21 protein-coding genes are annotated in these 20,466 nt (G+C 60.1%); 13 read left to right on the plus strand and 8 right to left on the minus strand.

Features of this window, described 5'->3' with window-relative positions:
• Positions 1 to 212: 212 nt before the first annotated feature.
• Positions 213 to 884 carry an eCIS core domain-containing protein gene (locus AC3WQN_RS20790; protein WP_256587311.1) on the plus strand — a complete coding sequence of 224 codons (672 nt, stop codon included), beginning with the start codon at positions 213 to 215 and terminating at the stop codon, positions 882 to 884.
• A 189-nt stretch (positions 885 to 1,073) separates the two neighbouring features.
• Positions 1,074 to 1,364: a hypothetical protein gene (locus AC3WQN_RS20795; protein ID WP_103400893.1), complete on the plus strand. Its 291-nt coding sequence runs from the start codon at positions 1,074 to 1,076 to the stop codon at positions 1,362 to 1,364.
• Positions 1,365 to 1,488: 124 nt separating this feature from the next.
• Here AC3WQN_RS20795 and AC3WQN_RS20800 read toward each other — a convergent pair whose 3' ends face one another.
• The 4 genes from AC3WQN_RS20800 to AC3WQN_RS20815 all read right to left on the minus strand — a co-directional run bounded on the left by AC3WQN_RS20800 (position 1,489) and on the right by AC3WQN_RS20815 (position 4,017).
• Positions 1,489 to 1,938: a GNAT family N-acetyltransferase gene (locus AC3WQN_RS20800; protein ID WP_371918517.1), complete on the minus strand. Its 450-nt coding sequence runs from the start codon at positions 1,936 to 1,938 to the stop codon at positions 1,489 to 1,491.
• Positions 1,939 to 2,010: 72 nt separating this feature from the next.
• Positions 2,011 to 2,403 (minus strand): GFA family protein, encoded by a 393-nt coding sequence (locus AC3WQN_RS20805; RefSeq protein ID WP_103400891.1) that lies wholly within the window; start codon positions 2,401 to 2,403, stop codon positions 2,011 to 2,013.
• Between the two features lie 54 nt (positions 2,404 to 2,457).
• Positions 2,458 to 2,721, minus strand: a complete 264-nt coding sequence (locus tag AC3WQN_RS20810; protein WP_103400908.1) for a hypothetical protein — start codon at positions 2,719 to 2,721, stop codon at positions 2,458 to 2,460.
• A 486-nt stretch (positions 2,722 to 3,207) separates the two neighbouring features.
• Positions 3,208 to 4,017, minus strand: a complete 810-nt coding sequence (locus AC3WQN_RS20815) for an alpha/beta fold hydrolase (RefSeq protein ID WP_103400890.1) — start codon at positions 4,015 to 4,017, stop codon at positions 3,208 to 3,210.
• Positions 4,018 to 4,266: 249 nt separating this feature from the next.
• On the opposite strand from AC3WQN_RS20815, the gene AC3WQN_RS20820 reads away from it, so the two are divergent.
• Both AC3WQN_RS20820 and AC3WQN_RS20825 read left to right on the plus strand, forming a co-directional pair.
• On the plus strand, positions 4,267 to 4,929 hold the full coding sequence (locus AC3WQN_RS20820; RefSeq protein WP_103400889.1) for a glutathione S-transferase family protein: 663 nt from the start codon (positions 4,267 to 4,269) through the stop codon (positions 4,927 to 4,929).
• Positions 4,930 to 5,091: 162 nt separating this feature from the next.
• Positions 5,092 to 5,571, plus strand: a complete 480-nt coding sequence (locus AC3WQN_RS20825) for a DUF2059 domain-containing protein (RefSeq protein ID WP_103400888.1) — start codon at positions 5,092 to 5,094, stop codon at positions 5,569 to 5,571.
• Between the two features lie 60 nt (positions 5,572 to 5,631).
• Here AC3WQN_RS20825 and AC3WQN_RS20830 read toward each other — a convergent pair whose 3' ends face one another.
• Positions 5,632 to 6,171 (minus strand): hypothetical protein, encoded by a 540-nt coding sequence (locus tag AC3WQN_RS20830; RefSeq protein ID WP_103400887.1) that lies wholly within the window; start codon positions 6,169 to 6,171, stop codon positions 5,632 to 5,634.
• Positions 6,172 to 6,466: 295 nt separating this feature from the next.
• Here AC3WQN_RS20830 and AC3WQN_RS20835 point away from each other — a divergent pair, with 295 nt between their 5' ends.
• The 5 genes from AC3WQN_RS20835 (at position 6,467) to AC3WQN_RS20855 (ending at position 12,754) form a co-directional block, all read left to right on the plus strand.
• The gene (locus AC3WQN_RS20835; RefSeq protein ID WP_103400886.1) at positions 6,467 to 6,952 is read left to right on the plus strand and encodes an adenosine-specific kinase; all 486 of its coding nucleotides are present in this window, start codon (positions 6,467 to 6,469) and stop codon (positions 6,950 to 6,952) included.
• A gap of 149 nt (positions 6,953 to 7,101) precedes the next feature.
• Positions 7,102 to 8,475 (plus strand): glutamine synthetase family protein, encoded by a 1,374-nt coding sequence (locus AC3WQN_RS20840; protein ID WP_103400885.1) that lies wholly within the window; start codon positions 7,102 to 7,104, stop codon positions 8,473 to 8,475.
• Between the two features lie 7 nt (positions 8,476 to 8,482).
• Positions 8,483 to 9,874 (plus strand): aldehyde dehydrogenase family protein, encoded by a 1,392-nt coding sequence (locus AC3WQN_RS20845; protein ID WP_103400884.1) that lies wholly within the window; start codon positions 8,483 to 8,485, stop codon positions 9,872 to 9,874.
• A 3-nt stretch (positions 9,875 to 9,877) separates the two neighbouring features.
• Complete coding sequence (locus tag AC3WQN_RS20850) at positions 9,878 to 11,038, plus strand: iron-containing alcohol dehydrogenase (protein WP_103400883.1); 1,161 nt, start codon at positions 9,878 to 9,880, stop codon at positions 11,036 to 11,038.
• 153 nt (positions 11,039 to 11,191) lie between these two features.
• Entirely contained in the window at positions 11,192 to 12,754 is a 1,563-nt protein-coding gene (locus AC3WQN_RS20855) for an amino acid permease (protein WP_103400882.1), read from the plus strand.
• A 133-nt stretch (positions 12,755 to 12,887) separates the two neighbouring features.
• Here the strand turns inward: AC3WQN_RS20855 and AC3WQN_RS20860 are convergent, their stop codons facing one another.
• Positions 12,888 to 13,874, minus strand: coding sequence for a zinc-binding dehydrogenase (locus AC3WQN_RS20860; protein WP_103400881.1), 987 nt, complete (start codon positions 13,872 to 13,874; stop codon positions 12,888 to 12,890).
• A gap of 10 nt (positions 13,875 to 13,884) precedes the next feature.
• Positions 13,885 to 14,262 (minus strand): YybH family protein, encoded by a 378-nt coding sequence (locus AC3WQN_RS20865; protein WP_103400880.1) that lies wholly within the window; start codon positions 14,260 to 14,262, stop codon positions 13,885 to 13,887.
• Between the two features lie 125 nt (positions 14,263 to 14,387).
• Between AC3WQN_RS20865 and AC3WQN_RS20870 the strand changes: the two genes are divergently transcribed.
• The 4 genes from AC3WQN_RS20870 to AC3WQN_RS20885 all read left to right on the plus strand — a co-directional run bounded on the left by AC3WQN_RS20870 (position 14,388) and on the right by AC3WQN_RS20885 (position 19,190).
• The gene (locus AC3WQN_RS20870; protein WP_103400879.1) at positions 14,388 to 15,275 is read left to right on the plus strand and encodes a LysR family transcriptional regulator; all 888 of its coding nucleotides are present in this window, start codon (positions 14,388 to 14,390) and stop codon (positions 15,273 to 15,275) included.
• A gap of 215 nt (positions 15,276 to 15,490) precedes the next feature.
• The gene (locus tag AC3WQN_RS20875; RefSeq protein WP_103400878.1) at positions 15,491 to 16,954 is read left to right on the plus strand and encodes a DUF1254 domain-containing protein; all 1,464 of its coding nucleotides are present in this window, start codon (positions 15,491 to 15,493) and stop codon (positions 16,952 to 16,954) included.
• A 22-nt stretch (positions 16,955 to 16,976) separates the two neighbouring features.
• The gene (locus AC3WQN_RS20880; RefSeq protein WP_103400877.1) at positions 16,977 to 18,470 is read left to right on the plus strand and encodes a DUF1254 domain-containing protein; all 1,494 of its coding nucleotides are present in this window, start codon (positions 16,977 to 16,979) and stop codon (positions 18,468 to 18,470) included.
• Positions 18,471 to 18,722: 252 nt separating this feature from the next.
• Positions 18,723 to 19,190, plus strand: coding sequence for a GNAT family N-acetyltransferase (locus AC3WQN_RS20885; protein WP_103400876.1), 468 nt, complete (start codon positions 18,723 to 18,725; stop codon positions 19,188 to 19,190).
• Positions 19,191 to 19,260: 70 nt separating this feature from the next.
• On the opposite strand, the gene AC3WQN_RS20890 is transcribed toward AC3WQN_RS20885, so the two are convergent.
• Positions 19,261 to 20,361: a polyamine ABC transporter substrate-binding protein gene (locus tag AC3WQN_RS20890; protein ID WP_103400875.1), complete on the minus strand. Its 1,101-nt coding sequence runs from the start codon at positions 20,359 to 20,361 to the stop codon at positions 19,261 to 19,263.
• Positions 20,362 to 20,466: the final 105 nt, after the last annotated feature.

A 20,466-nucleotide genomic window follows, 5' to 3' on the forward strand; every position in this document is an offset into this window, starting at 1 on the left:
ACAGGGCCCCTATTGACCTGGCCAGTACCCTGAAGTTCCCGCTGCAACGGCCACCGTAACTACACCGATGAGTTCAAGACTCGGACCGTCGCTTTCCGGCCAGGCGCAGCCTTTCAGGCAATGTTGGAAATGGCCTGAAGAGTTTTTGTGGGACTCAGGGAATCGAACGACAGTCGCAGCGGTCCAACACATGGCAGGACAACGGGCGCGAGATGCCCAAAGTATCGCCTGCCGACCGCCATTGCCTGTGGGAGAACCCATTGTTGACTGTCTTTCTGCGTCAAGTTTTCCGGTTAGCGATACTGCTTTCTTCCGTTGGCATTTCGTCCTCTGTTTTCGCCTGCCCAGTAGGGCAGCGCCAAGTCTGCGTGGTCGCTTGTTTTTGTGCTCCTGGCTCCGAAGAGGAAATGGGGGATATCTTCGAAAACATGAACCAAATGGCGGCCTCTGGATTACAGAATTGGATTGTGCAATCGCGCAACACCGCGGCAACTGGCGATATTCGGACAATCCCGCTGAATATCCGAGCCCAACTCGAACCCTACTATGACATTCAAGTGCTCGATTCGGCGCGCTACAAGGTAGGGGATGATGTGGAGCTGAACGCTGCACATACAATGCTGCAGAATCCCGATACAAATGCAGTCACCCTTATCGACATCATCGTCTTTCGCAGTCCCGATGATGCACTTAACAATGTCGCGCTGTGGGCCCATGAATTGAAGCACGTGCAGCAGTACCTGCAATGGGGCGTTCGCGAGTTTGCCACTCGCTATACCCGTGACTACACAGCCGTCGAGGCGCCTGCCTACGAGATTCAAACCCAGGTAGCCAGAGCGCTGAGAGCCAGCGTGGCCCAGCCAGAGCCTCCTCGAAATCCTTGAATTCAAAGGGTCGATTGCAGCCCTTGGCAACAGGTCACTTTCGGCCAAACGTGGCCGGTGGTCGTTGCATTTCGCTTGTCGCCGGCGTTTGGCTAAGCTTTATAAATCGGGGCGAACTGAAACCTGAGTGATAACGGCCATCAGCGGATCTGGATTGGCATCAAGACGGTACTCCCAAAGGAGACGACTATGTATGCGGTTATAAGAACTTATTTGGGTACTGGAGCAAAGCAGCTTTTCGAGCTTTTAGAAGAGCGCAGAGCCGACGTCGAAGCTACCCTGCGGACAGTGCCTGGCCTCGTAAGCTACACACTGCTGAATACGGGTGATGGTGGTACGTCGGTGACTGTTTGCACGGATAAGGCCGGCAGCGATGCGAGCTTGAAAGTCGCGCGTGAATGGATTCAGAAAAATGCCTCGAATATCCGCGCGAACCCGCCGATCGTAACGGAAGGTCCAGTCATTGTGCAGATCAAGTAACGCCCCGGACTGCCAGCCCGGGGCAGTAAAACGTATGGATGCCCGGCGCAAATTGCCCCCCTGAAGGCCTCTCTGGTCACTGGCGCCGTTCCTGATGCGGATTGGAAATGCGAATCGCCCCGGGTTACGTTGCATCCACTAATGACTTCACATGCGTCGCAGAATCATCTTGTACCTGGTGGAACCCGCAGCGAAGGTAAAATGCGGCTCCCTCGGGTGTATCCGTGGATAGGCGCACAACACTGAATCGCTGAGCCGCATACTCCAGAAGCTGCTGCACCAGAGCTTTACCCACATTCTGCCCCCTGGATGCCCGGGCGACGTATACCCGCCGTAGCCTCCCGATGTCCGGCCCAGCATAGGGGTCATGTGAAAGCCCTCCGATGGCAATCAGTTGCCCGTTGCGCAAGGCCCCAAGAAGGCATTCACCTGGCTGATCGAATCGATTGGTCCCGCTTTTCCAATCTGCAACCAGGCGCGTGAGAAACCTGAAGCCTTCTGTAACTGCCTCCGCTTCCAGGTCCAGGATTTGCGGCGGCAGCGCTGAGATTTGACGTATCTCCAACTCGCCCATTGACGTAATCACTGGATATCCCCGTGTTTGCTTCGCCACACGCCCCCCGCCTCACTCATCGGCACGGACAGCCTACTCCTCTAGGCGACCCGTAGCGTCACGATCGTGCTCGTATCGCCTTGTGAGCGGAAACAGTGGCAACCAGGACTCGCGACGGACGATCCAGCTTTCGTAGGTGGGCACCAGTTGATCGGGGGCATCCAGGGACCCCAGGTTCACTTCGACTTCATCGGCGGTACGTGCGAAAACGGACGAGCCGCAGCGGGGACAGAAAAAACGCCCGGCGTAGTCACGTGTTTCGCCTTCGATCGTCACCGCATCCTGAGGGAACACCGCGGACGCGTGAAAAAGCGCCCCATGATGCTTGCGGCAGTCGAGACAGTGACAAAGGCCAACCCGGTATGGGCGTCCCGACGCCACAATCCGCACGTTGCCACACAGGCAACCGCCCGTGAACAGGTCCATGCTGCGTCTCCTCTAATAACAACCACAGAGGGTCGAGAGGGATTGATCTAACGATCAGTATTTGATGTCACGAGCCGTGCGGCGCGTATCCTGCTTGGTTCTGCGCTTGTCCTGACGACATTGTGCATTGCTCTTTTCATTGTCCGCTCTGCAGTCATATTTTGTCTGCCTTGCCGTGGAGCGCCCTTCCTGCCTCGTATCCCGCGCTTCGCGCCGTTGCTCACCCTGTTCGGTCGCGTACGCCGGTACCGACACCCACTGCATGCCAACGGCGATGGCCAGGGTCGCCAGGGCCATCAAGTAGTGCTTGCGAATCATTGTCTTCCTCCCATTCAAGAACACTCGATCACTTCGGTGCCCAATCATCAGCCGCACCCGGCTCCAGACCGTTCACTCACCGAGGATGTGCTGGGGAAATATGCCTCACATCGTTCGCTCACAACCCACAAAACCTCCGCGCGACACATGAAATCTGACGATACGACTACCTGGGTGGACCCGCAAGGGCTGTGAACTTCTCCGGTGTATCGACCGATTGAGTCCACAGTCGAAAGCCGCCCTTCATGACGGCGATGCTGTTCAGTCAAGAAACGCTTGAAGCCAATGAGAGACGTGGCGAGCGAGCTTGCTCGCGCTGGTGCGCAAAGCGTACCCAACAAAGCGATTGCGGTCTTTCAGAACGAACTCGACGATAGATGTTGGGGCTGCTGTGCAGCCCAGCGCGAGCAAGCTCGCTCGCCACGGGGGATGTATTGAGCAACCTTGTCCTTGACTGAGCAACATTGCAGTCATGACTGGCCATCATCATTCATCCGCAATGGACCCAAGGAGTCGACCGACGGCATCCAGCACCACCTCGGGGGCTTCTCGATGGGGGACATGCTGGCAATTGTCCAGAATCAGGTAATCCCCGGGCGTCGTCGCCAGCCCGGCGATGCGCACGGGATGCAAAGCGGAGCCGTACTCGTCGTGCTCGCCGTGCAGCGCAAGCAGTGGACAATCAATGGCGTCGATTGTGCTTTCAAGCGTCCAGTCGCTGAAGGCTTCCGACAACCAGGTGTCGGTCCAGGCCGACAGCACCCAGTGCGCTTTGTCGCCATGATACTTCTCAAGACGCGCCATCTGCCCTGGCGCTTCGAATTGCGCCTTGGCAACCCGAATGCCGTGCAGCGTCCGCTCTTCGACAAACGCCTGGGCCGCGATGGTGATCAACGCGACGCAGCTTTGCGGGTACAGGGCGGCGCAATGCGCTGCCATCGCGCCGCCAACGCTATGGCCCAGGGCGATGAACCGGTCCAGTTGCAACTCGGTCCTGAGAATCGCGAAGAAGCGCTCAGCTTCGTCGCGAATGAAATGCAGCGGCAAGTCTCCCGGATAAGCATCGGACTCCCCGAAGCCGAGCCGGTCGTAGGCAATCACCTCATGCCCCGTGGCCTGACAGAGCCGCTGTGGAAAGTCTCGCCACAACTGGACGCATCCAAGGGAGTCATGAAACAGCACGATCGGCGGTTTTACCCGGCTACGTGCCACGTCCAGCGGCAACCAGCGTCGCGCAAACAGCCGCCCGTGAGGTGTATCGATCCAGACTGTCTCGGCATTGATGAACGATGGCATTAAAGTCCTCGGCTGACCGCTCAGGGGCATTGGATATGCGAAGCGTACCCGTGGCGAGTATACCGATCAGAACGGTAGGGAAATTCGGCAACCGGGTAGAGACAACGCCTGTCGAGACGCAACATTGCCACACTCCCCTGCAACTCGTCCCGCTGGATGACCTCGCGCATTGGCGGATGTCAGCTGATAATGCAGTGGTTTCCCTGATTGCCAGCAGTGCTCCCTGCACGTTCGCCGAGGATCCGAAAAATGCCGCTGACCCTTTACTTCCATCCGCTGGCGTCGTTCTGCCACAAAGTGCTGATTGCGCTCTACGAACACGGCATCGAATTCGAAAGGAGGATCATCGATCTCGCCAACGATGCCGACAGAGCCGAGCTTCAGGCGCTATGGCCAATCGGCAAATTCCCGGTCATCCGCGATCACGCCCGGCAGCGCGATGTGCCGGAGTCGAGTGTCATCATCGAGTATCTGGACCGATTTCATGCAGGCCCACACCACCTGCTGCCCGGTGATTGGGATACCGCGCTGGAGGTCCGTCTGTGGGACCGGTTTTTTGACCACTACATCCAGGTGCCGATGCAACAGATAGTCGCCGATCGCCTGCGCGGCTCTGCCGGTGACATGACGAACGCGCGCACCACACTGATGACCGCATACGGCATGCTCGAGCGCCAGATGGCATCCCGAACCTGGGTGGCCAGCCCGGACTTCAGCATGGCCGATTGCGCCGCGGCCCCGGCACTGTTCTATGCCAGCACGCTCCTGCCGTTTCCCGACGGCTATCGGCACTTGAGCGCCTATTTCGACAGGCTGACCCACCGCCCCTCATTCCAGCGAGTCATCGACGAAGCCAGGCCCTACTTTTGCCACTATCCGTTTGCCAACGCCATCCCTGAGCGGTTTCGCTAGCGGCCGGGCATGTCGGGGAATTCAGGCATTCTCAAACACGGTATTCACAGTATCGCCCTCCGGGTTCAAACCGCCTGTCGCCACAGGGGTCACTCCCAGGCTAACCGGCGCAAACGAACTACGCTGATCAAGCACTGACTCCCCTGCCCATGGAACCGGACAATGAACAGGATTGCTTCTGCCGCTATCGCGTTGTCCGTGCTCTTCGCACTGTCAAATACAGCATTGGCTGAAACCTCGGCGCATCAGGATGCCCGCACATTCGTTGCCCAGACTCAGATGGGGCGTAACCTCCCCATACTTGCACTGTCGGCAGCAAAGAGAACAATCACCTACGCGATGATCGTCTCAACGCTTGGAAGTGCCGATGCAGGCCGTGCCGTGTCTGACGAAATCAATGCATTGCTGCCGCAGTATCAGCCCAAGTGGGATGAGAACCTTGCGGCAGCCTATGAGAAGTCGTTCTCCCAGGAAGAGTTGTCATCACTCGTAGCGGACGGCCGCGCATCAAAGTACGCCGGAAAAGTGAAAGAACGGCAAACCGAAGTTGGTCGCGATATGCAGTCGAGTTCCGAGCCCCTTCTGATTGCGCTCATTACCGAGGCACTCAATGCGACCCTGGCCAAACACGTCCCGCAATAGGCCTGAGTACCGGGCCGGCATTCGTACCAGTACTCCCCTGCAATCCACACCACCGCTCACTCAGCCGGAGAACACATAGCGTCCCTTGATCTTTTTGGGTGCAAGAAACGCCAGGTCCGGAAACAGCTTCTGACGAACGTAGCAGACGAAAACCAGCATCCCGATACTGATCGCCAGACCGACAAAGGTAGAGACAGAGCCTGAGGCCAGCCCTTCCAGCTGCCTCGGCGCAGAGACCAGCGACAGAATAATGTAGGCGTTGTAAGCACCTGCCAGGTGATTGTAGAACCCCCAGGCAAACAACAGCGGGATCAGCGCGCTCAGGCCGCCAATGATCCACCCGGCGTTAGGCCCGATGCTTGAGCCCACGGCAAAACCGATCAGCAGCGCCAAGGTGGCCTGGATAAACATGAGTGTAATCACGGTATTGACCTTGCGGTCATGCATATCGCAGAGATAGGGGTCGGGATTTGCAGCAATCAAATAAGCAAGCAGTCTGTCTTTGACCCCTTGGCCTGAGAGCTGAGCGAATACTTCCGACTTTGGGACTCCGGACGAAAGCAGTTCCTTTACTTTGGCTTTAGCTTGTTTTTTGTTCATATCGAGTGACGACTCCATGGCACACACTCACATTGCGATGAGGTCTGAAGCGCGGTGATCACGCGGCCACACGCCTGTGTGGACGGTGTTCCCTTCAGCCCGATCAGGTCACTGAGCAAGCATAGCTACTAATTTTCCACTGTTGCTTACACGGCAGCCACGGCCATTGTCTGCCGGCCCGGGTTGGCTGTATCGGCTCCAAAGCGCTCGGTGGACAGAGCCAGGGCCCAAGAGTGGCTATGCTTGAACTTGTTGCCAACCCCTGGCAGCCACATCGTGGAAGGAGGCGTTCGAGATGCAGCTCATCACGTTGAAAATCGACAAGCCGGAGGCGACAAACTTCATCTTTGGCCAGACGCACTTCATCAAGTCCGTCGAGGACATCCACGAAGCCCTGGTCAATACCGTCCCGGGCATCCTGTTCGGCGTGGCCTTTTGTGAAGCCTCCGGAAAGTGCCTGGTGCGCTGGTCCGGCACCGATACCGCGATGATCGAACTGGCCCGCCAGAATGCGCAAACCATCGGCGCCGGTCATAGCTTCATGATCTTTCTGGGCGACGGTTTTTATCCGCTGAACGTATTGAACGCCGTGAAGATGGTGCCGGAGGTGTGCCGGATCTTTTGTGCAACGGCCAATCCCACTGAAGTGATTGTCGCCGAGACGGCACAAGGGCGGGCGGTCCTGGGCGTGGTGGATGGCTTCTGTGCCCGGGACATCGAGGGCGACGACGATATCCTGTGGCGCAAGGACCTTTTGCGCCAGATCGGCTACAAACAGTGATCAACAAGACGCGCACGTGGCAACAGTAGGCTAGGCTTTGAGCAGCTCATTGCTCACGATGCTCGATTCTGCAGGGTTTGGTTGTTTCTGGAGAGCGTCTGCAACAGCTATCTCAGACAGGCCCAAACTGTTCACGCAGGACTGACGTGATGACCGAGCCCCTCTTAAGCTTTGACGCCCTCAAGCGCGCCGCTGCCAGCGGTGAAATCGATACCGTGCTGGTCTGCATGGTCGACATGCAAGGACGATTGGTCGGCAAGCGCTTCCAGGTCGAGTTTTTCATCGACAGCGGCCATGAAGAAACCCACTGCTGCAACTACCTGCTGGCCGACGACATCGACATGGAACCGGTGCCAGGTTACGCCGCGGCCAGCTGGAGCAAAGGCTATGGCGACTTTGTGCTCAAGCCCGACATGGCCACGCTGCGGCGCGTACCCTGGCTCGAGTGTACGGCGCTGGTACTGTGCGACGTGCTCGATCATCACCATCGGCAGGACCTGCCGCACAGCCCGCGGGCGATTCTGAAAAAGCAGGTCGAGCGCCTGCGCGAGCGTGGCTATACCGGCATGTTCGCCTCGGAGCTCGAGTTCTACCTGTTTAATGAAAGCTATGAAGCCATCCACCAGCGCAACTATCACCACCCCAAGACCGCCGGTCATTACATCGAGGATTACAACATCCTGCAGACGACTCGCGAGGAGCCGGTGCTGCGGGCCATTCGCAAGCACCTGCAGGCATCCGGCATTCCCGTGGAAAACTCCAAGGGCGAATGGGGCCCCGGCCAGGAAGAGATCAACATCCGCTATGCCGATGCCCTGACCATGGCCGACCACCATGTCATCATCAAGCACGCCTGCAAGGAGATCGCGCAATTGCAGGGCAAGGCGATCACCTTCATGGCCAAGTGGCGCTATGACGCCGCCGGTTCCAGCAGCCATATCCATAACTCGCTGTGGGACAAGAACGCTAAAAAGCCGCTGTTCTTTGACCCCAAGGCCGAGTTTGGCATGTCGGCGCTGATGCGCTCGTGGGTGGCCGGGCAACTCAAGTACGCCAACGACATCACCTGCTTTCTCGCGCCCTATATCAACTCCTACAAGCGCTTCCAGGCCGGCACCTTCGCGCCGACGCGGGCGGTGTGGAGTCGGGACAACCGCACCGCAGGCTTTCGCTTGTGTGCCGAAGGCAGCAAGGCCATCCGCATCGAATGCCGCATCGGCGGTGCCGACCTCAACCCCTACCTGGCCTTCGCCGCGTTGATTGCCGCGGGGCTGGCCGGGATCGACGAGAAGCTCGAACTCGCGCCGCCTTTCGAGGGTGATGCCTATCAGGATGAACAGTTGCCTGAGGTATCGAAGACCCTGCGCGAGGCCTGCGCCGCACTCAAGACCTCGCGCATGTTGCGCGAGGCCTTGGGTGATGAAGTGATCGATCACTATGTGCACACCGCCGAGTGGGAGCAGAAAGAGTACGACCGGCGGATAACCGACTGGGAACTGCAGCGCGGCTTCGAGCGCTATTGAGAACACCATGACGGCAAAGGTTCAGCTCATCTCCCCGGTCGATGGCCGGGTCTACGTCGAACGCCAGTGCGCCGATGCGGCGCAGATCGAGCAGGCGCTGGCGGCCGCCGCAACGGCCCAGGAGCGCTGGAAACGTCGGCCATTGAGCGAACGCGCGGTGCTGTGCAACGCCGCCGTGGACGCAATGCTGTCGATGCAGGATCAGATCGTGCCAGAGCTGGCGTGGCAGATGGGCCGTCCGGTGCGCTTTGGTGCCGGTGAACTGCGGGGTTTCGCAGAACGTGCCCGCTACATGATCGCCATCGCCGCTGATGCGCTGGCGGCAGTAGAGCCCGAGCCGGTTTCGGGTTTTCGGCGCACGATCAAGCGCGAGCCGCTGGGTACGGTGCTGGTGGTCGCGCCCTGGAACTACCCCTACCTGACGGCGGTGAACACGATCATCCCGGCGCTGATGGCGGGCAACAGCGTGATCCTCAAGCATGCCACGCAAACCCTGCTGGTCGGCGAACGTTTCGCCGAAGCCTTGCGTCGCGCCCATTTGCCCACCGGCCTGTTCCACAACCTGCTGCTCGATCATCGGCAAACCGCCGAAATCATTGCTTCAGGCCGCGTGCAACAAGTGAACTTCACCGGCTCAGTCCAGGCCGGCGAGGCCATGGAGGCCGCCGCCATGGGGCGTTTTATCGGCATGGGGCTGGAGTTGGGCGGCAAAGACCCGGCCTACGTACGGGCGGACGCCAACCTTGAGCATGCGGTGGAGAACCTGGTCGACGGCAGCTTCTTCAATTCCGGGCAAAGCTGCTGCGCCATCGAGCGCATCTATGTCGACCGCACCCTCTACCCGGCCTTTGTCGAGCGCTTCGTCGCCTTGACCGGCCAGTATGTGCTGGGCAACCCGCTGGACGAGGCCACCACGCTCGGCCCGCTGGTCTCACCCGGTGCCGCGGAGTTCGTTCGCGGACAGATTACCCAGGCCCTGGCACAGGGCGCCAGGGCGTTGATCGATCCAAAGGCCTTTGCCGCCGACGTACCAGGCAGTGCCTACCTCGCCCCGCAGGTCCTGGTGGACGTCACCCATCAGATGTCGGTAATGCGCGAGGAAAGCTTCGGCCCGGTGGTCGGCATCATGCCGGTGGCCGGCGACGAGGAAGCCATTGCCTTGATGAACGACAGTCCGTTCGGGCTCAGCGCTTCCCTCTGGACCCAGGACCTCGCTGCCGCCGAACGCCTGGGCGATGAGCTCGCCACCGGCACGGTGTTCATGAACCGCTGCGACTATCTGGACCCGGCACTGGCCTGGACCGGGGTCAAGCACAGCGGACGCGGCATCACCCTGTCGCGCCTTGGCTACGAGCACCTGACCCGAGCCAAATCCTTCCATCTGCGCCACGAGGTGTAGAGCATGAGCCTGACCGGAAACTGGAACTACCCCACGAGCATTCGCTTCGGTGTCGGGCGCATTGCCGAACTGGCCGAGGTCTGTCGCAGCCAGGGTATCCAACGACCGTTGCTGGTCACCGACAGTGGCCTGGCACGCGCGCCGATCACCCGGGCAGCGCTGGACGCCATGACGGCCGCCGGCCTTGGCGTCGCGCTGTTTTGTGACCTCAAGCCCAATCCGGTGGAAGCCAACCTGGCCGGTGGGCTCGATGCCTGGCGCGCCGGCCGGCACGACGGGGTGGTCGCCTTCGGCGGTGGCAGCGGCCTGGACATGGGCAAGCTGATTGCTTTCATGAGTGGCCAGACCCGACCGGTCTGGGATTTCGAAGACATCGGCGACTACTGGACCCGCGCCGACGACAGCCACATCGCCCCGGTCATTGCGGTACCGACCACCGCAGGGACAGGCTCCGAAGTCGGCCGGGCGGCGGTGATCATCGACGAGCTGACCCACACCAAGCGCATCATCTTCCATCCAAAGATGATGCCGCGCGTGGTCATCAGCGACCCGGCTCTCACCGTCGGCATGCCGGCCAAGGTCACCGCCGGCACCGGCATGGATGCGTTCGCCCATTGCCTGGAATCCTACTGCGCCCCCGGCTTTCATCCCATGGCCGAAGGCATTGCGGTGGAAGGCATGCGCCTGGTCGCCAATGCCCTGGTACGGGCCGTCCACATGCCCTCGGACCTCGACGCGCGCGCGCACATGCTCGCGGCCGCCGCGATGGGCGCTACCGCCTTCCAGAAAGGCCTGGGCGGGATGCACGCCCTCTCCCATCCGGTGGGCGCCCTGTACGACACCCACCACGGCATGACCAACGCCACCTTCATGCCCTACGTCCTGCAGTTCAATCGACCCGCCATCGAGGAGCGCATCACCCGCCTGGCGGCGTATCTGCGCCTGCCCTCCCCGGGTTTCGACAGCTTCCTGGCCTTCGTCCTCAAGCTGCGCAAGGACATCGGCGTCCCCCACACCCTGTTCGAGCTGGGTGTGGATGACCGGCAGGCCGACCTGATCGCGGACATGGCGATTGTCGACCCCTCGGCCAGCGGCAACCCGCTGCCATTGACCCGGGGTGGTGCGGCCAGCATTTTCGACGCGGCTTATCACGGCCGCCTCTAGAGCAGTTGCCTGTCCAGGACTGAGGCTTGAACACGCATCGGGACAGGTTTGATCCATTAGCAGCAGGAGCAGTACGACAAGGTGTTGAAGGCCAGCCCATTGTGCAACGCATACGCCAATGGATCTGAATCAAAACCTGATGGGGCACACACAATGAATCCAGTAAGCCAGCCCGGCACCGGCGTGCAAGACGATGACGTCAAGGTGCTGCACAGCATGGGCTATGCCCAGCAACTCTCACGCCGAATGGGCGTTTTCTCCAACTTTGCCATTTCCTTTTCGATCATCTGCATCCTCTCGGGTGGCATCAACTCACTGGCCCAGGGCACCTCGGGCGCGGGCGGCGCGGCCATCGGCATCGGCTGGCCAATCGGCTGCCTGATCTCCGGGGTGTTCGCCATGGCCATGGCGCAGATCTCCTCGGCCTACCCCACCGCTGGCGGTCTCTATCACTGGAGTTCGATTCTCGGTAATCGCTTCACCGGCTGGCTGACGGCCTGGTTCAATCTGTTGGGACTGGTGACGGTGCTTGGCGCGATCAACGTCGGTACCTATTACTTCTTTTTCGGTGCCTTCGGGCCGGCCCTGGGAATGGAGGACACGACCACCACACGGATCATTTTCCTGGCCATCCTGACGGGCATCCAGGCCTTGTGTAACCACTTCGGGATCGGGCTGACCGCAAAGCTCACCGACTTCTCGGGCTACCTGATCTTCGCCACGGCGATCGCACTGACCATCACCTGCCTGATCGCGGCCCCCAGCTATGAGTTCGTCCGGCTGGTGACCTTCGGCAACTATTCCGGCGAGGCTGGCGGCAACGTCTGGCCACAGGTTTCCAATAGCTGGATCTTCATGCTCGGCCTGCTGTTGCCGATCTACACCATCACCGGTTATGACGCTTCGGCGCACACCTCCGAGGAGACCCGGCAGGCGGCCAAGTCGGTGCCGGTGGGGATGGTCATGTCGGTGGTCTGGTCACTGCTGTTCGGCTGGCTCATGCTCAGCTCGTTTGTGCTGATGCTGCCCAGCATGGACGAAGCGGCAACCAAAGGATGGAACGTGTTCTTCTGGGCAATGGACACCCAGGTCAATCCCGCCGTCAAGATGGCGCTGTACCTGGCGATCTTCATCTCGCAGTTTCTCTGCGGGCTGGCCACCGTGACCTCGGTCTCGCGGATGATCTTCGCCTTCTCTCGTGACGGCGGCCTGCCCTGCTCGAAAGCACTGGCCAAGGTCTCGACTACCCATCGCAGCCCGGTGGCAGCGATCTGGACTGGCGCCACGCTGGCGGTGCTGTTCGTCTGGGGATCGTCCCTGGTCTCGATCGGCGAAACGCCGGTCTACACCATCGTGGTGTCCTGCACGGTGATCTTCCTGTTCTTCTCGTTCATCATTCCCATCGTGCTCGGCCTGTTCACCTTCGGCACCCCGAAGTGGCCGACCATGGGCCCGTGGAACATGGGGCGCTGGTTGTACTCGTTCTTCGCCATCCTTTCGGTCCTCTCCATGGTGCTGATCTTCATCATCGGCATCCAGCCACCGAACGACTGGGCGCTGTACATCACCATCGGCTTCCTGATCCTGACTGCCATTGTCTGGTTCGCCTTTGAAGCCCGGCGCTTCCAGGGCCCGCCCGTGGGCGAGATGATCATCAAGCGCCAGGCCGAAATCGCCGCGGCCGAAGAGGCGTTGAACAAACAAGCGCCAAGCTGATCGCCACACCCCTGAAAAAAGGGGCGCCGAGCGTAGTGCCTGCCAGTCAAGGATTTGAACCCTGCAATCCTTGTGGGAGCGCAATGCCGCCCGCCCCGCCCCCACAGGTTGCGCATGGCTGTACTCCTCGATGTCAAAGCAAGACGACAAGCTTGCCAAGTGCACGATCGCTTTCCATCAAGCGATGAGCATCGCGGACTTCGTCGAAGGCGAAGGTTCGGGTGCGGATGGACGGAATTCTCCCGGCAGCCATTTCCCGTGCAAGCCACGGCAACGGCGTGTTGTGTAATGGCAATGCCGGTGTTCCCAGCAGACCGCTGGGAAAGAAATTCAGTCGCGTCCCACCGGGCAAATCCTGCATCAGGTGGAGGCGTTCCACGACTGGCGGGCCACCGAGCAGACCAATAACGCTCACCGCACCGAACGGTCGCAGCGTCTTGAGCGTGTCGCGCAACGTTGTGGCCCCGACGACTTCCAGTGCCGCGTCCACCCCCTCGGGAGCGACTTCGCCAATACGCCCGGCGATGTCACCGTTGTCGACGACGACCTCGTCGGCGCCCATTTCGTAAAGACGTTGGGCGTTCGCCGCAGTGCGTGTAGTCGCGATCACGGTCAATCCGCGAGCCTTGGCATAAATGATGGCGGCCAGGCCAACCGATGAAGTGCCGCCCCGTATCAGCAACGTCTGGCCTCGTTGAATGGCCAGGCTCTTGTCGAGTGCCCCCCACACAGTGAGATAAGCCTCCGGTAGCGTGGCGAGTTCTTCCCATGAAAGAGAGGTGTCATCCAGAGAGATCACATTGCTGCGCAGGACCGTAACCTGCTCGGCATAACTGCCGTTGCGGCTGAACTGCATGCCACCCATGGCCGTAGCCACGCGTTGCCCCGTGCGCAAGACACCGGCCGGGTCATGGAGAACTTCACCCACGGCCTCAATGCCGGGCACCCGCGGTGCGGTGATATCACCCATTTTGCCGGCGCGCAGGTAGGTTTCTGCACGGTTGAGGCCAAATGCACGGACACGGATTTGCACTTCGTCCGCCGTTGGCTCGGGTGTGGGGATATCTCGCATCTGCAGGACTTGCGGGCCACCCGGTTGTTCAATCACATAGGCTTTCATGGTCGTTTCCTCAGGTACGTGGCTGGTTGGTGGCGAACAAGTAACGATGGATCTTCCACCCGGTGTGCTCGCGTCGGAGCACGAACAGTTCATTGTTGCCTTCGGTCACTTCGACATCGGCAGCCAGGAGACGGGTGCGACCCGAAGACGAGGTCCGCACCCAGGCCCAGTCGCCTGCTTCTTCGATCTCGTGGATGTCAAAACGGATATTGAACTGGAGGGTATTGAAGACCTGCTCGTAACCCGCCCGCACCGCATCGCGCCCGATCAGGGCCGGGGCGTGCTGTGGCATGAACACCGGAGCGCTGCCATACAGGCCAAGGATGGTCTCGATGTCAGCGAGATTAAGTGCGTTTTCGTAGGTTTTGAGGATGGACTCAATTGTCATGGGGAGACTCCTGGTGGGTTGAATCGGTTGCCTTCAAGCAAGTGAAGGCACTATCCACCACTCGAATCTGGAAGATAATCCACGCAGGAGATAAGCTGACTTTCAAAAATGAGAGGAACGATACAATGGACTTCAACGCCGTCCGGATGTTCGTCAGCGTGGCGCAGACCGGTAGCCTCTCGGCTGCGGCCGAACGCCTGAATATTCCGCTACCGACATTGAGCCGACGCATTCGTGAGCTTGAGCAGCAGTTGAAGGTGCAACTGCTCGAACGTTCCGTACGTGGCACCAGACTCACTGATTCGGGGACGCGCTTGTACGAACACGCCAGCCGTGGCATTGAGGCCTTGATTGAAGGCCAGCAGGCCGTGATCAGTGACCAGGCGCATTTGAAAGGACGCTTGCGGCTGTCATTGCCGCCGTCATTCGAACCCTGGTGGGACGTACTGTCGGCGTTTCAGCGTCGCTATCCGCAGATCCAGGTCAGCGTCTACACCACCGAGCGCCGTATCGACCTCATCGAAGACGGTGTCGACGTGGCACTGCGCGTAGGCATGATCACCCACGAGACCATGGTCGCCCGCCGCATGCTGACCTATCGTCACGTCCTCGTGGCCAGCCCGGCATTAATTGAGCGGATGGGCGCGCCCGGCAGCGTCGAAGCACTGCACGGTTATCCATGTGCAGTCTGGAGCCGGGGCAGCAAAACGACATGGTCGCTGGGGGGCGTGGCATTCGAACCTGATGCGATGCTGTCCACCAACGATTATGTGCACCTACGTAGCCGGGCGCTGGTCGGTGATGTGGTAACGGAGCTGCCGCCCTTCCTGGCGGCGAGCGCCATCCGGGAAGGACGGTTGATTGCCCTGCTTCCCGAACATCCTCTGCCGGAACAGCAAATCAACTTGCTCTACCCTTCACATCGTCACCCGTCTGCCATCGTGCGTGCGTACCTGGACTTCTCACAGGGGTACATGGGGTATCTCGCCGAGGTGTCGTCCACGGCCGGATAAAAGATGAACCAGGGCGTTTCCCACCTGATGCAACATAGCGCCCTGAGTTGATAGCCGTCCTTCGTGAACACCCAGGGATGTGTGCAAGCCTCACGACCACAGCGTGTGCCCGCCAGAATGGTTTACATCTCGCAATACCTGTTTGACCTTCACCGGGATGAGCTATCGTGTGCGGGATTCGCCTGCACTCTGCCAACATCATGTAAGGACACTCGATGAATCGCCCCGCACGCCATCCGCTTGTTTTCGCCCTGGCGCTCACCGGCACACTCGCCGCCAGCAGCGTCCTGGCCTCTCAGGTTGTTGCCGCACAAGCTGCCCCACCCGGCCCGGTCGCCGACACCAAGGTGACTGAACCGTACGTGCGCATGATGGCCCGTGAAGCCTATTTCTGGGGTTGGCCGATGGCCAATATCTTCAACCGCCGCCAGGCGTTCAAGGACCTGCCCGAACCCGGATTGATGGGCGGCATCGTGCCCGTGGCGCCGATCAACCGGCTGTCGATGCTCAGCGATTACATCGCCCCGGCCGAGCGCCTCGTGGCCTGCCCGAACCAGGACGTGGTGTACGGTGCGGGCAGCATTGCCCTGGACCTGGAGCCGGTGGTGTTGCAGGTACCGGATTTCGGTAGCCGTTTCTGGGTGTACCAGGTGGTCGACCTGCGCTCCGACAGCTTTGCCGAACTGGGCAAGATGTATGGCACCCAACCCGGCTTCTATCTGTTGGTCGGTCCGGACTGGAAAGGCACTGTGCCGCCCGGCATCACCAAGGTGTTCCGCGCCAACACCAACACCGGCTTCGTGATTCCCCGGGTATTCCAGGACGACACGGCCGCCGATCGCCAGGCCGTGCAGCCAGCCCTGTCCGGAATCGACATGTACCCGCTGTCCAGGTACGACGGCAAGGTCAAGCAGCGTGACTGGAGACAGCTGGCAAAATTTCCTTCCCAGGCCCAGGGCGACGCCGAGACCAAGTGGGTCATGCCGGAGAAATTCTTCGACGAACTGCCTGCCCTGCTCAAGGACGCCAAGCCGTTGCCGGGTGAAGAAGCCCGCTACGCACAGTTGGCCACCCTCGCCGCCATCGCGAAGGCCAACCCGCAACTCAGGGCGGCAATGATTGACGAGGCGAAAAAAGCCGACAGCGAAGTCATCGACCCGCTGCTGCAGTTCCGCAACTATGGCCTGCAACTGCCCGACCACTGGAGCACCATCAGTAACGGCGCGGCGTTTGGCACCGACTACTTCAGCCGCACCGCCGTGGCGCGCTCGAATATCTTCGTCAACCAGCAGAAAGAGACCAAGTACTTCTACCAGGACCTCGACCAGTCCGGCGTTCGTCTCAACGGCCAGCATGGCTACAGCGTGACCTTCGCCAAGGGCAAGCTGCCGCCGGTCAAGGGCTTCTGGTCGCTGACGCTGTACAACGAACATCACTTCTTCGCCCCGAATGACCTGGGCCGCTACTCCATCGGCACCAAGAACAAATCCCTGAAAACCAACGCCGACGGCTCGCTGACGATCTACGTGCAAAGCACCTCGCCAGGCAAGGACAAGGAAAGCAACTGGCTGCCCGCGCCCAAAGATGCTGACTTCTCGCTGTACATCCGCGCGTATTGGCCAGAGGCGGCCACGCTCAACGGCCAGTGGACACCTCCGCCCGTTGTCAAAACCCACTGATTGACGTGAACAGGAGTTCACCATGCATACCGTGACCAAAACCCTGGGCGCACTGGCCCTGGGGATCTCCTTGAGTGCCAGCGTGCAGGCCGCGTCGCACTATGAGCAACTGGCCGACCTGCCATTTGCCGGGGGCTATCCCACCCTCGAAGGCGTTGCGCAACTGAAGAATGAGTTGCTGTTCCAACGCGCCGTGCAGTCTTACATCTGGGCCCTGCCCGCGCTGAACATGTACGCCATGAAAGAAGGCTCGGAGAAAATCTTCGGCGCCGGCTACAACGTGCTGCCGATCTGGAAGGATCGGCTCAATGCCAAGACCCGGGTCACCACGCCGAACTCCGACGTGATCTACGCCATGGGCTACCTGGACCTGAAACAGGACGGGCCGATGGTGATCGAAGTCCCGCCGGGGTTGCAGGGCATTCTCGATGACTTCTTCCAGCGCCCGATCTGCTCTGTAGGGCAGATCGATGGCCGCCAGTGGTGCGGCGACGTCGGCCTGCCGGGGCCGGACAAAGGCAAGGGCGGCAAATACCTGGTGTTGCCACCGGACTACCAGGGCGAGGTCCCGCCGGGCTACCTGACCTATCGTTCGCGCACCTACGGGGTGTTCGTGTTCTGGCGCGGCTTCTTCAAGGACCCGAAACAGCTCGAAGCGCCGGTCAAGGTCATGGAGCAGACACGTATTTACCCATTGGGCAAACAGGCCACGGCCAAGGCGATGGAGTTCCCCAACGCCTCCAGGACCCCGGCCAATATGCTCTACCCCACCGATGGCAGTGCGTTCGACATGCTGTCGCGCTTCATCGAGCATGAATACGTCGACCCGCAAGACATGGAAATGCGCGGTATGCTGGCGGCGCTGGGGATGATCAAGGGCCAGCCCTTCAAACCCGACGCGGCCACCCGCAACCTGCTGGACAAGGCGGCGAAAACCGCCAGCAAAATCGGCCATGCCATTTCCTACATCCCACAAACCATCGTCGCCGACGGCACCTGGTACCCGGACCGCAAGTGGCTGAACGTTTTCCCCGGCAATGCCACGTTCACCGCCGACACCTTCAACTACATCGACCCACGCACCGGCTTCTTCACCAATGCCTACTCCGCGAGTCCGGGCATGGCGGTGAACATGGAAAATGTCGGGGCCAAATACCCGGCGACCTTTGTCGATGCCAAGGGCCAGTTCCTCTCGGGCAGCAACGCCTACACGCTGAACCTGCCTAAAGGCATCCCGGCCGCGTTGTTCTGGTCGGTCACCGCGTACGACTCGATCACGGCCTCGGGCCTGGACAATGGACAGCCGTTCCCGTCGCTGAACGCCATGGACAAACCGCAGGTCAATGCCGACGGTTCGATCGACGTCCACTTTGGACCCGACTCCCCGGGCGCCGGCAAGAACTGGATTCGCACCGTGCCTGGCGAAGGCTTCTTCGTGATTCTGCGGCTGTACGGCCCGACCAAGGCGTTCTTCGACAAGGCGTGGAAACCGAGCGATTTGCACCAGCGGCCTTGACCGGATGCGGCCTTGCGGTATGAGCGGATCCGTGGCGCTCATACCGCAGAGCGGTTGACACGCAGGCCCCTGCAAAACACTATCGACTCATGACCTATACACGCTCCATCCACATGATGTGCTCCTCCATGACCGCTTCCGGCGGGCCATGAGGGTGTGCGTTCGCAGGATTTGACGTGACAACCCAAGGCCCCGCCAGCAATGGACGGGGCCTTTTAGTGCGCCGTCCGCCTATGGCTAACGGAGACTGAAATGTTCGAGATCAGACGAGCAACGCCAAGCGACGCCCAAACGGCGTTCGACATTCGCGCCCAGGCGATACGGCACCAATGCATCGGCGCCTATACCACGGAGCAAATGCTGGCCTGGACCGCCGGATCAGCCAAGGATGGGTACAACGATCTGATGGCAAACCATTTTTACCTCGGGTGCATTCAGGGTGAACCCGTGGCCACTGGAATGCTTGATCTGGAGAAGAGCGAAGTCGGTGCGATCTTCGTACTCCCCGGGTTTATGCAACGGGGTATCGGTAAAAGAATCCTCGACCACCTTGAAGGCCTGGCTCGGGATTGCGGGTTGGCGGTGGTCAATCTGGACGCTACGTTGAACGCTGCACACTTTTACCGGCGCTGCGGCTACGTGGGTGTTGAGCCTGCCATTTACCACTCCCCCTCAGGGTTGGTGCTGGCGTGTGTGCCTATGGAGAAGCGGCTTTTGTAACCTTGGCACGGATGAGGACACACACTGCCAAACCGTCGCGCAACCGGGCGTAACGGTTTGGCCATGAGCGCTATTTGTCTGACTTGATGCTGGTCCAGACCCGGGTACGAACCCGTTCGAGTTTTTGCGGCAGCGGTTGCACGACATAGAGCTTTTTCAAGGCCTCGCGGGTCGGCGTCAGGTCCGGGTTGCCCGTGATCTCTTTGTTGATCAGCGCCAGCGAGTCTTTGTTGGGATTGGGATAACCGAGAAAGTCACTGATGGGCGCAATGACTTTCGGGTCCAGCAGGGTGTTGAGGAATTCGTGGGCCTCGGTGACATTCTTCGCGCTTTTGGGGATGGCAAAGGTGTCGAACCAGATCGGCGCGCCTTCCTTGGGCAAGCGCCAGTCGACGACCACGCCGTTACCCGCCTCTTTGGCGCGATTGCCGAACTGGTAGAAACTGCCGGAGTAGCCGATGGCAACGCAAATATCGCCATTGGCGATGTCGGTCATGTACTTGGCAGAGTTGAAGTAGGTGACGTAAGGGCGAATCTTCAACATCAGCGCCTTGGCTTTTTCGTAGTCATCCGGGTTCTGGCTGTTAGGGTCAAGCCCCAGGTAATGCAGGGCCAGCGGCAGGATTTCCGAGGGTGAGTCGAGCATCGCCACGCCACAGGACTTGAGCTTCTCCATGTTCTCGGGCTTGAACACCAGGTCCCAACTGTCCACCGGAGCATTCTCCCCCAGCGCCGCCTTGACCTTGGCCGGATTGAAACCGATCAGCACGGTGCCATACATGTAAGGCACGCCGTACTGGTTTCCGGGGTCGTTAGTGTCCAGCAGCTTGAGCAATTCGGGGTCCAGGTGCTGCCAGTTGGGCAACCTGGATTTATCCAGCTTCTGGAACACACCGGCCTTGATCTGGGTATCGATGAACTGGTTTGACGGCACCACCAGGTCGTATCCCGAGTTACCGGTCAACAGCTTGGCTTCCAGGGCTTCGTTGGTGTCGAACGTATCCCAGGTGACCTTGATCCCACTGTCCCTGGAAAATTCCTTGGGCACGGACGGCAGGATGTAGTCCGCCCAGTTGTACACCCGCAGTTCGCGCTGTTCGGCGTGCACTGCGCTGGTCAGCAGCGTCAGCCCACACAGCGTGACACCCAGCCTGCGTTTTAGCGTGTCCATGAATGGCTCCCCAAGTGTGGCGTGAGTTCGATGGTTTTTATGTTCTGTACACGGCAGCGACCCTTGGAAAAGGCCAAGGGCTGGAGGATCTGAAGCCTGGTGGTG

The sequence above is a fragment of the Pseudomonas sp. FW300-N1A1 genome, assembly GCF_058789115.1.

What these genes read in the sequence shown, in the direction of transcription:
- AC3WQN_RS20790 (WP_256587311.1), top strand. Translation starts at nt 213, where the DNA reads ATGCCCAAAGTATCGCCTGCCGACCGCCATTGCCTGTGGGAGAACCCA.
- AC3WQN_RS20795 (WP_103400893.1), top strand. Translation starts at nt 1,074, where the DNA reads ATGTATGCGGTTATAAGAACTTATTTGGGTACTGGAGCAAAGCAGCTT.
- AC3WQN_RS20800 (WP_371918517.1), bottom strand. Translation starts at nt 1,938, where the DNA reads ATGGGCGAGTTGGAGATACGTCAAATCTCAGCGCTGCCGCCGCAAATC.
- AC3WQN_RS20805 (WP_103400891.1), bottom strand. Translation starts at nt 2,403, where the DNA reads ATGGACCTGTTCACGGGCGGTTGCCTGTGTGGCAACGTGCGGATTGTG.
- AC3WQN_RS20810 (WP_103400908.1), bottom strand. Translation starts at nt 2,721, where the DNA reads ATGATTCGCAAGCACTACTTGATGGCCCTGGCGACCCTGGCCATCGCC.
- AC3WQN_RS20815 (WP_103400890.1), bottom strand. Translation starts at nt 4,017, where the DNA reads ATGCCATCGTTCATCAATGCCGAGACAGTCTGGATCGATACACCTCAC.
- AC3WQN_RS20820 (WP_103400889.1), top strand. Translation starts at nt 4,267, where the DNA reads ATGCCGCTGACCCTTTACTTCCATCCGCTGGCGTCGTTCTGCCACAAA.
- AC3WQN_RS20825 (WP_103400888.1), top strand. Translation starts at nt 5,092, where the DNA reads ATGAACAGGATTGCTTCTGCCGCTATCGCGTTGTCCGTGCTCTTCGCA.
- AC3WQN_RS20830 (WP_103400887.1), bottom strand. Translation starts at nt 6,171, where the DNA reads ATGAACAAAAAACAAGCTAAAGCCAAAGTAAAGGAACTGCTTTCGTCC.
- AC3WQN_RS20835 (WP_103400886.1), top strand. Translation starts at nt 6,467, where the DNA reads ATGCAGCTCATCACGTTGAAAATCGACAAGCCGGAGGCGACAAACTTC.
- AC3WQN_RS20840 (WP_103400885.1), top strand. Translation starts at nt 7,102, where the DNA reads ATGACCGAGCCCCTCTTAAGCTTTGACGCCCTCAAGCGCGCCGCTGCC.
- AC3WQN_RS20845 (WP_103400884.1), top strand. Translation starts at nt 8,483, where the DNA reads ATGACGGCAAAGGTTCAGCTCATCTCCCCGGTCGATGGCCGGGTCTAC.
- AC3WQN_RS20850 (WP_103400883.1), top strand. Translation starts at nt 9,878, where the DNA reads ATGAGCCTGACCGGAAACTGGAACTACCCCACGAGCATTCGCTTCGGT.
- AC3WQN_RS20855 (WP_103400882.1), top strand. Translation starts at nt 11,192, where the DNA reads ATGAATCCAGTAAGCCAGCCCGGCACCGGCGTGCAAGACGATGACGTC.
- AC3WQN_RS20860 (WP_103400881.1), bottom strand. Translation starts at nt 13,874, where the DNA reads ATGAAAGCCTATGTGATTGAACAACCGGGTGGCCCGCAAGTCCTGCAG.
- AC3WQN_RS20865 (WP_103400880.1), bottom strand. Translation starts at nt 14,262, where the DNA reads ATGACAATTGAGTCCATCCTCAAAACCTACGAAAACGCACTTAATCTC.
- AC3WQN_RS20870 (WP_103400879.1), top strand. Translation starts at nt 14,388, where the DNA reads ATGGACTTCAACGCCGTCCGGATGTTCGTCAGCGTGGCGCAGACCGGT.
- AC3WQN_RS20875 (WP_103400878.1), top strand. Translation starts at nt 15,491, where the DNA reads ATGAATCGCCCCGCACGCCATCCGCTTGTTTTCGCCCTGGCGCTCACC.
- AC3WQN_RS20880 (WP_103400877.1), top strand. Translation starts at nt 16,977, where the DNA reads ATGCATACCGTGACCAAAACCCTGGGCGCACTGGCCCTGGGGATCTCC.
- AC3WQN_RS20885 (WP_103400876.1), top strand. Translation starts at nt 18,723, where the DNA reads ATGTTCGAGATCAGACGAGCAACGCCAAGCGACGCCCAAACGGCGTTC.
- AC3WQN_RS20890 (WP_103400875.1), bottom strand. Translation starts at nt 20,361, where the DNA reads ATGGACACGCTAAAACGCAGGCTGGGTGTCACGCTGTGTGGGCTGACG.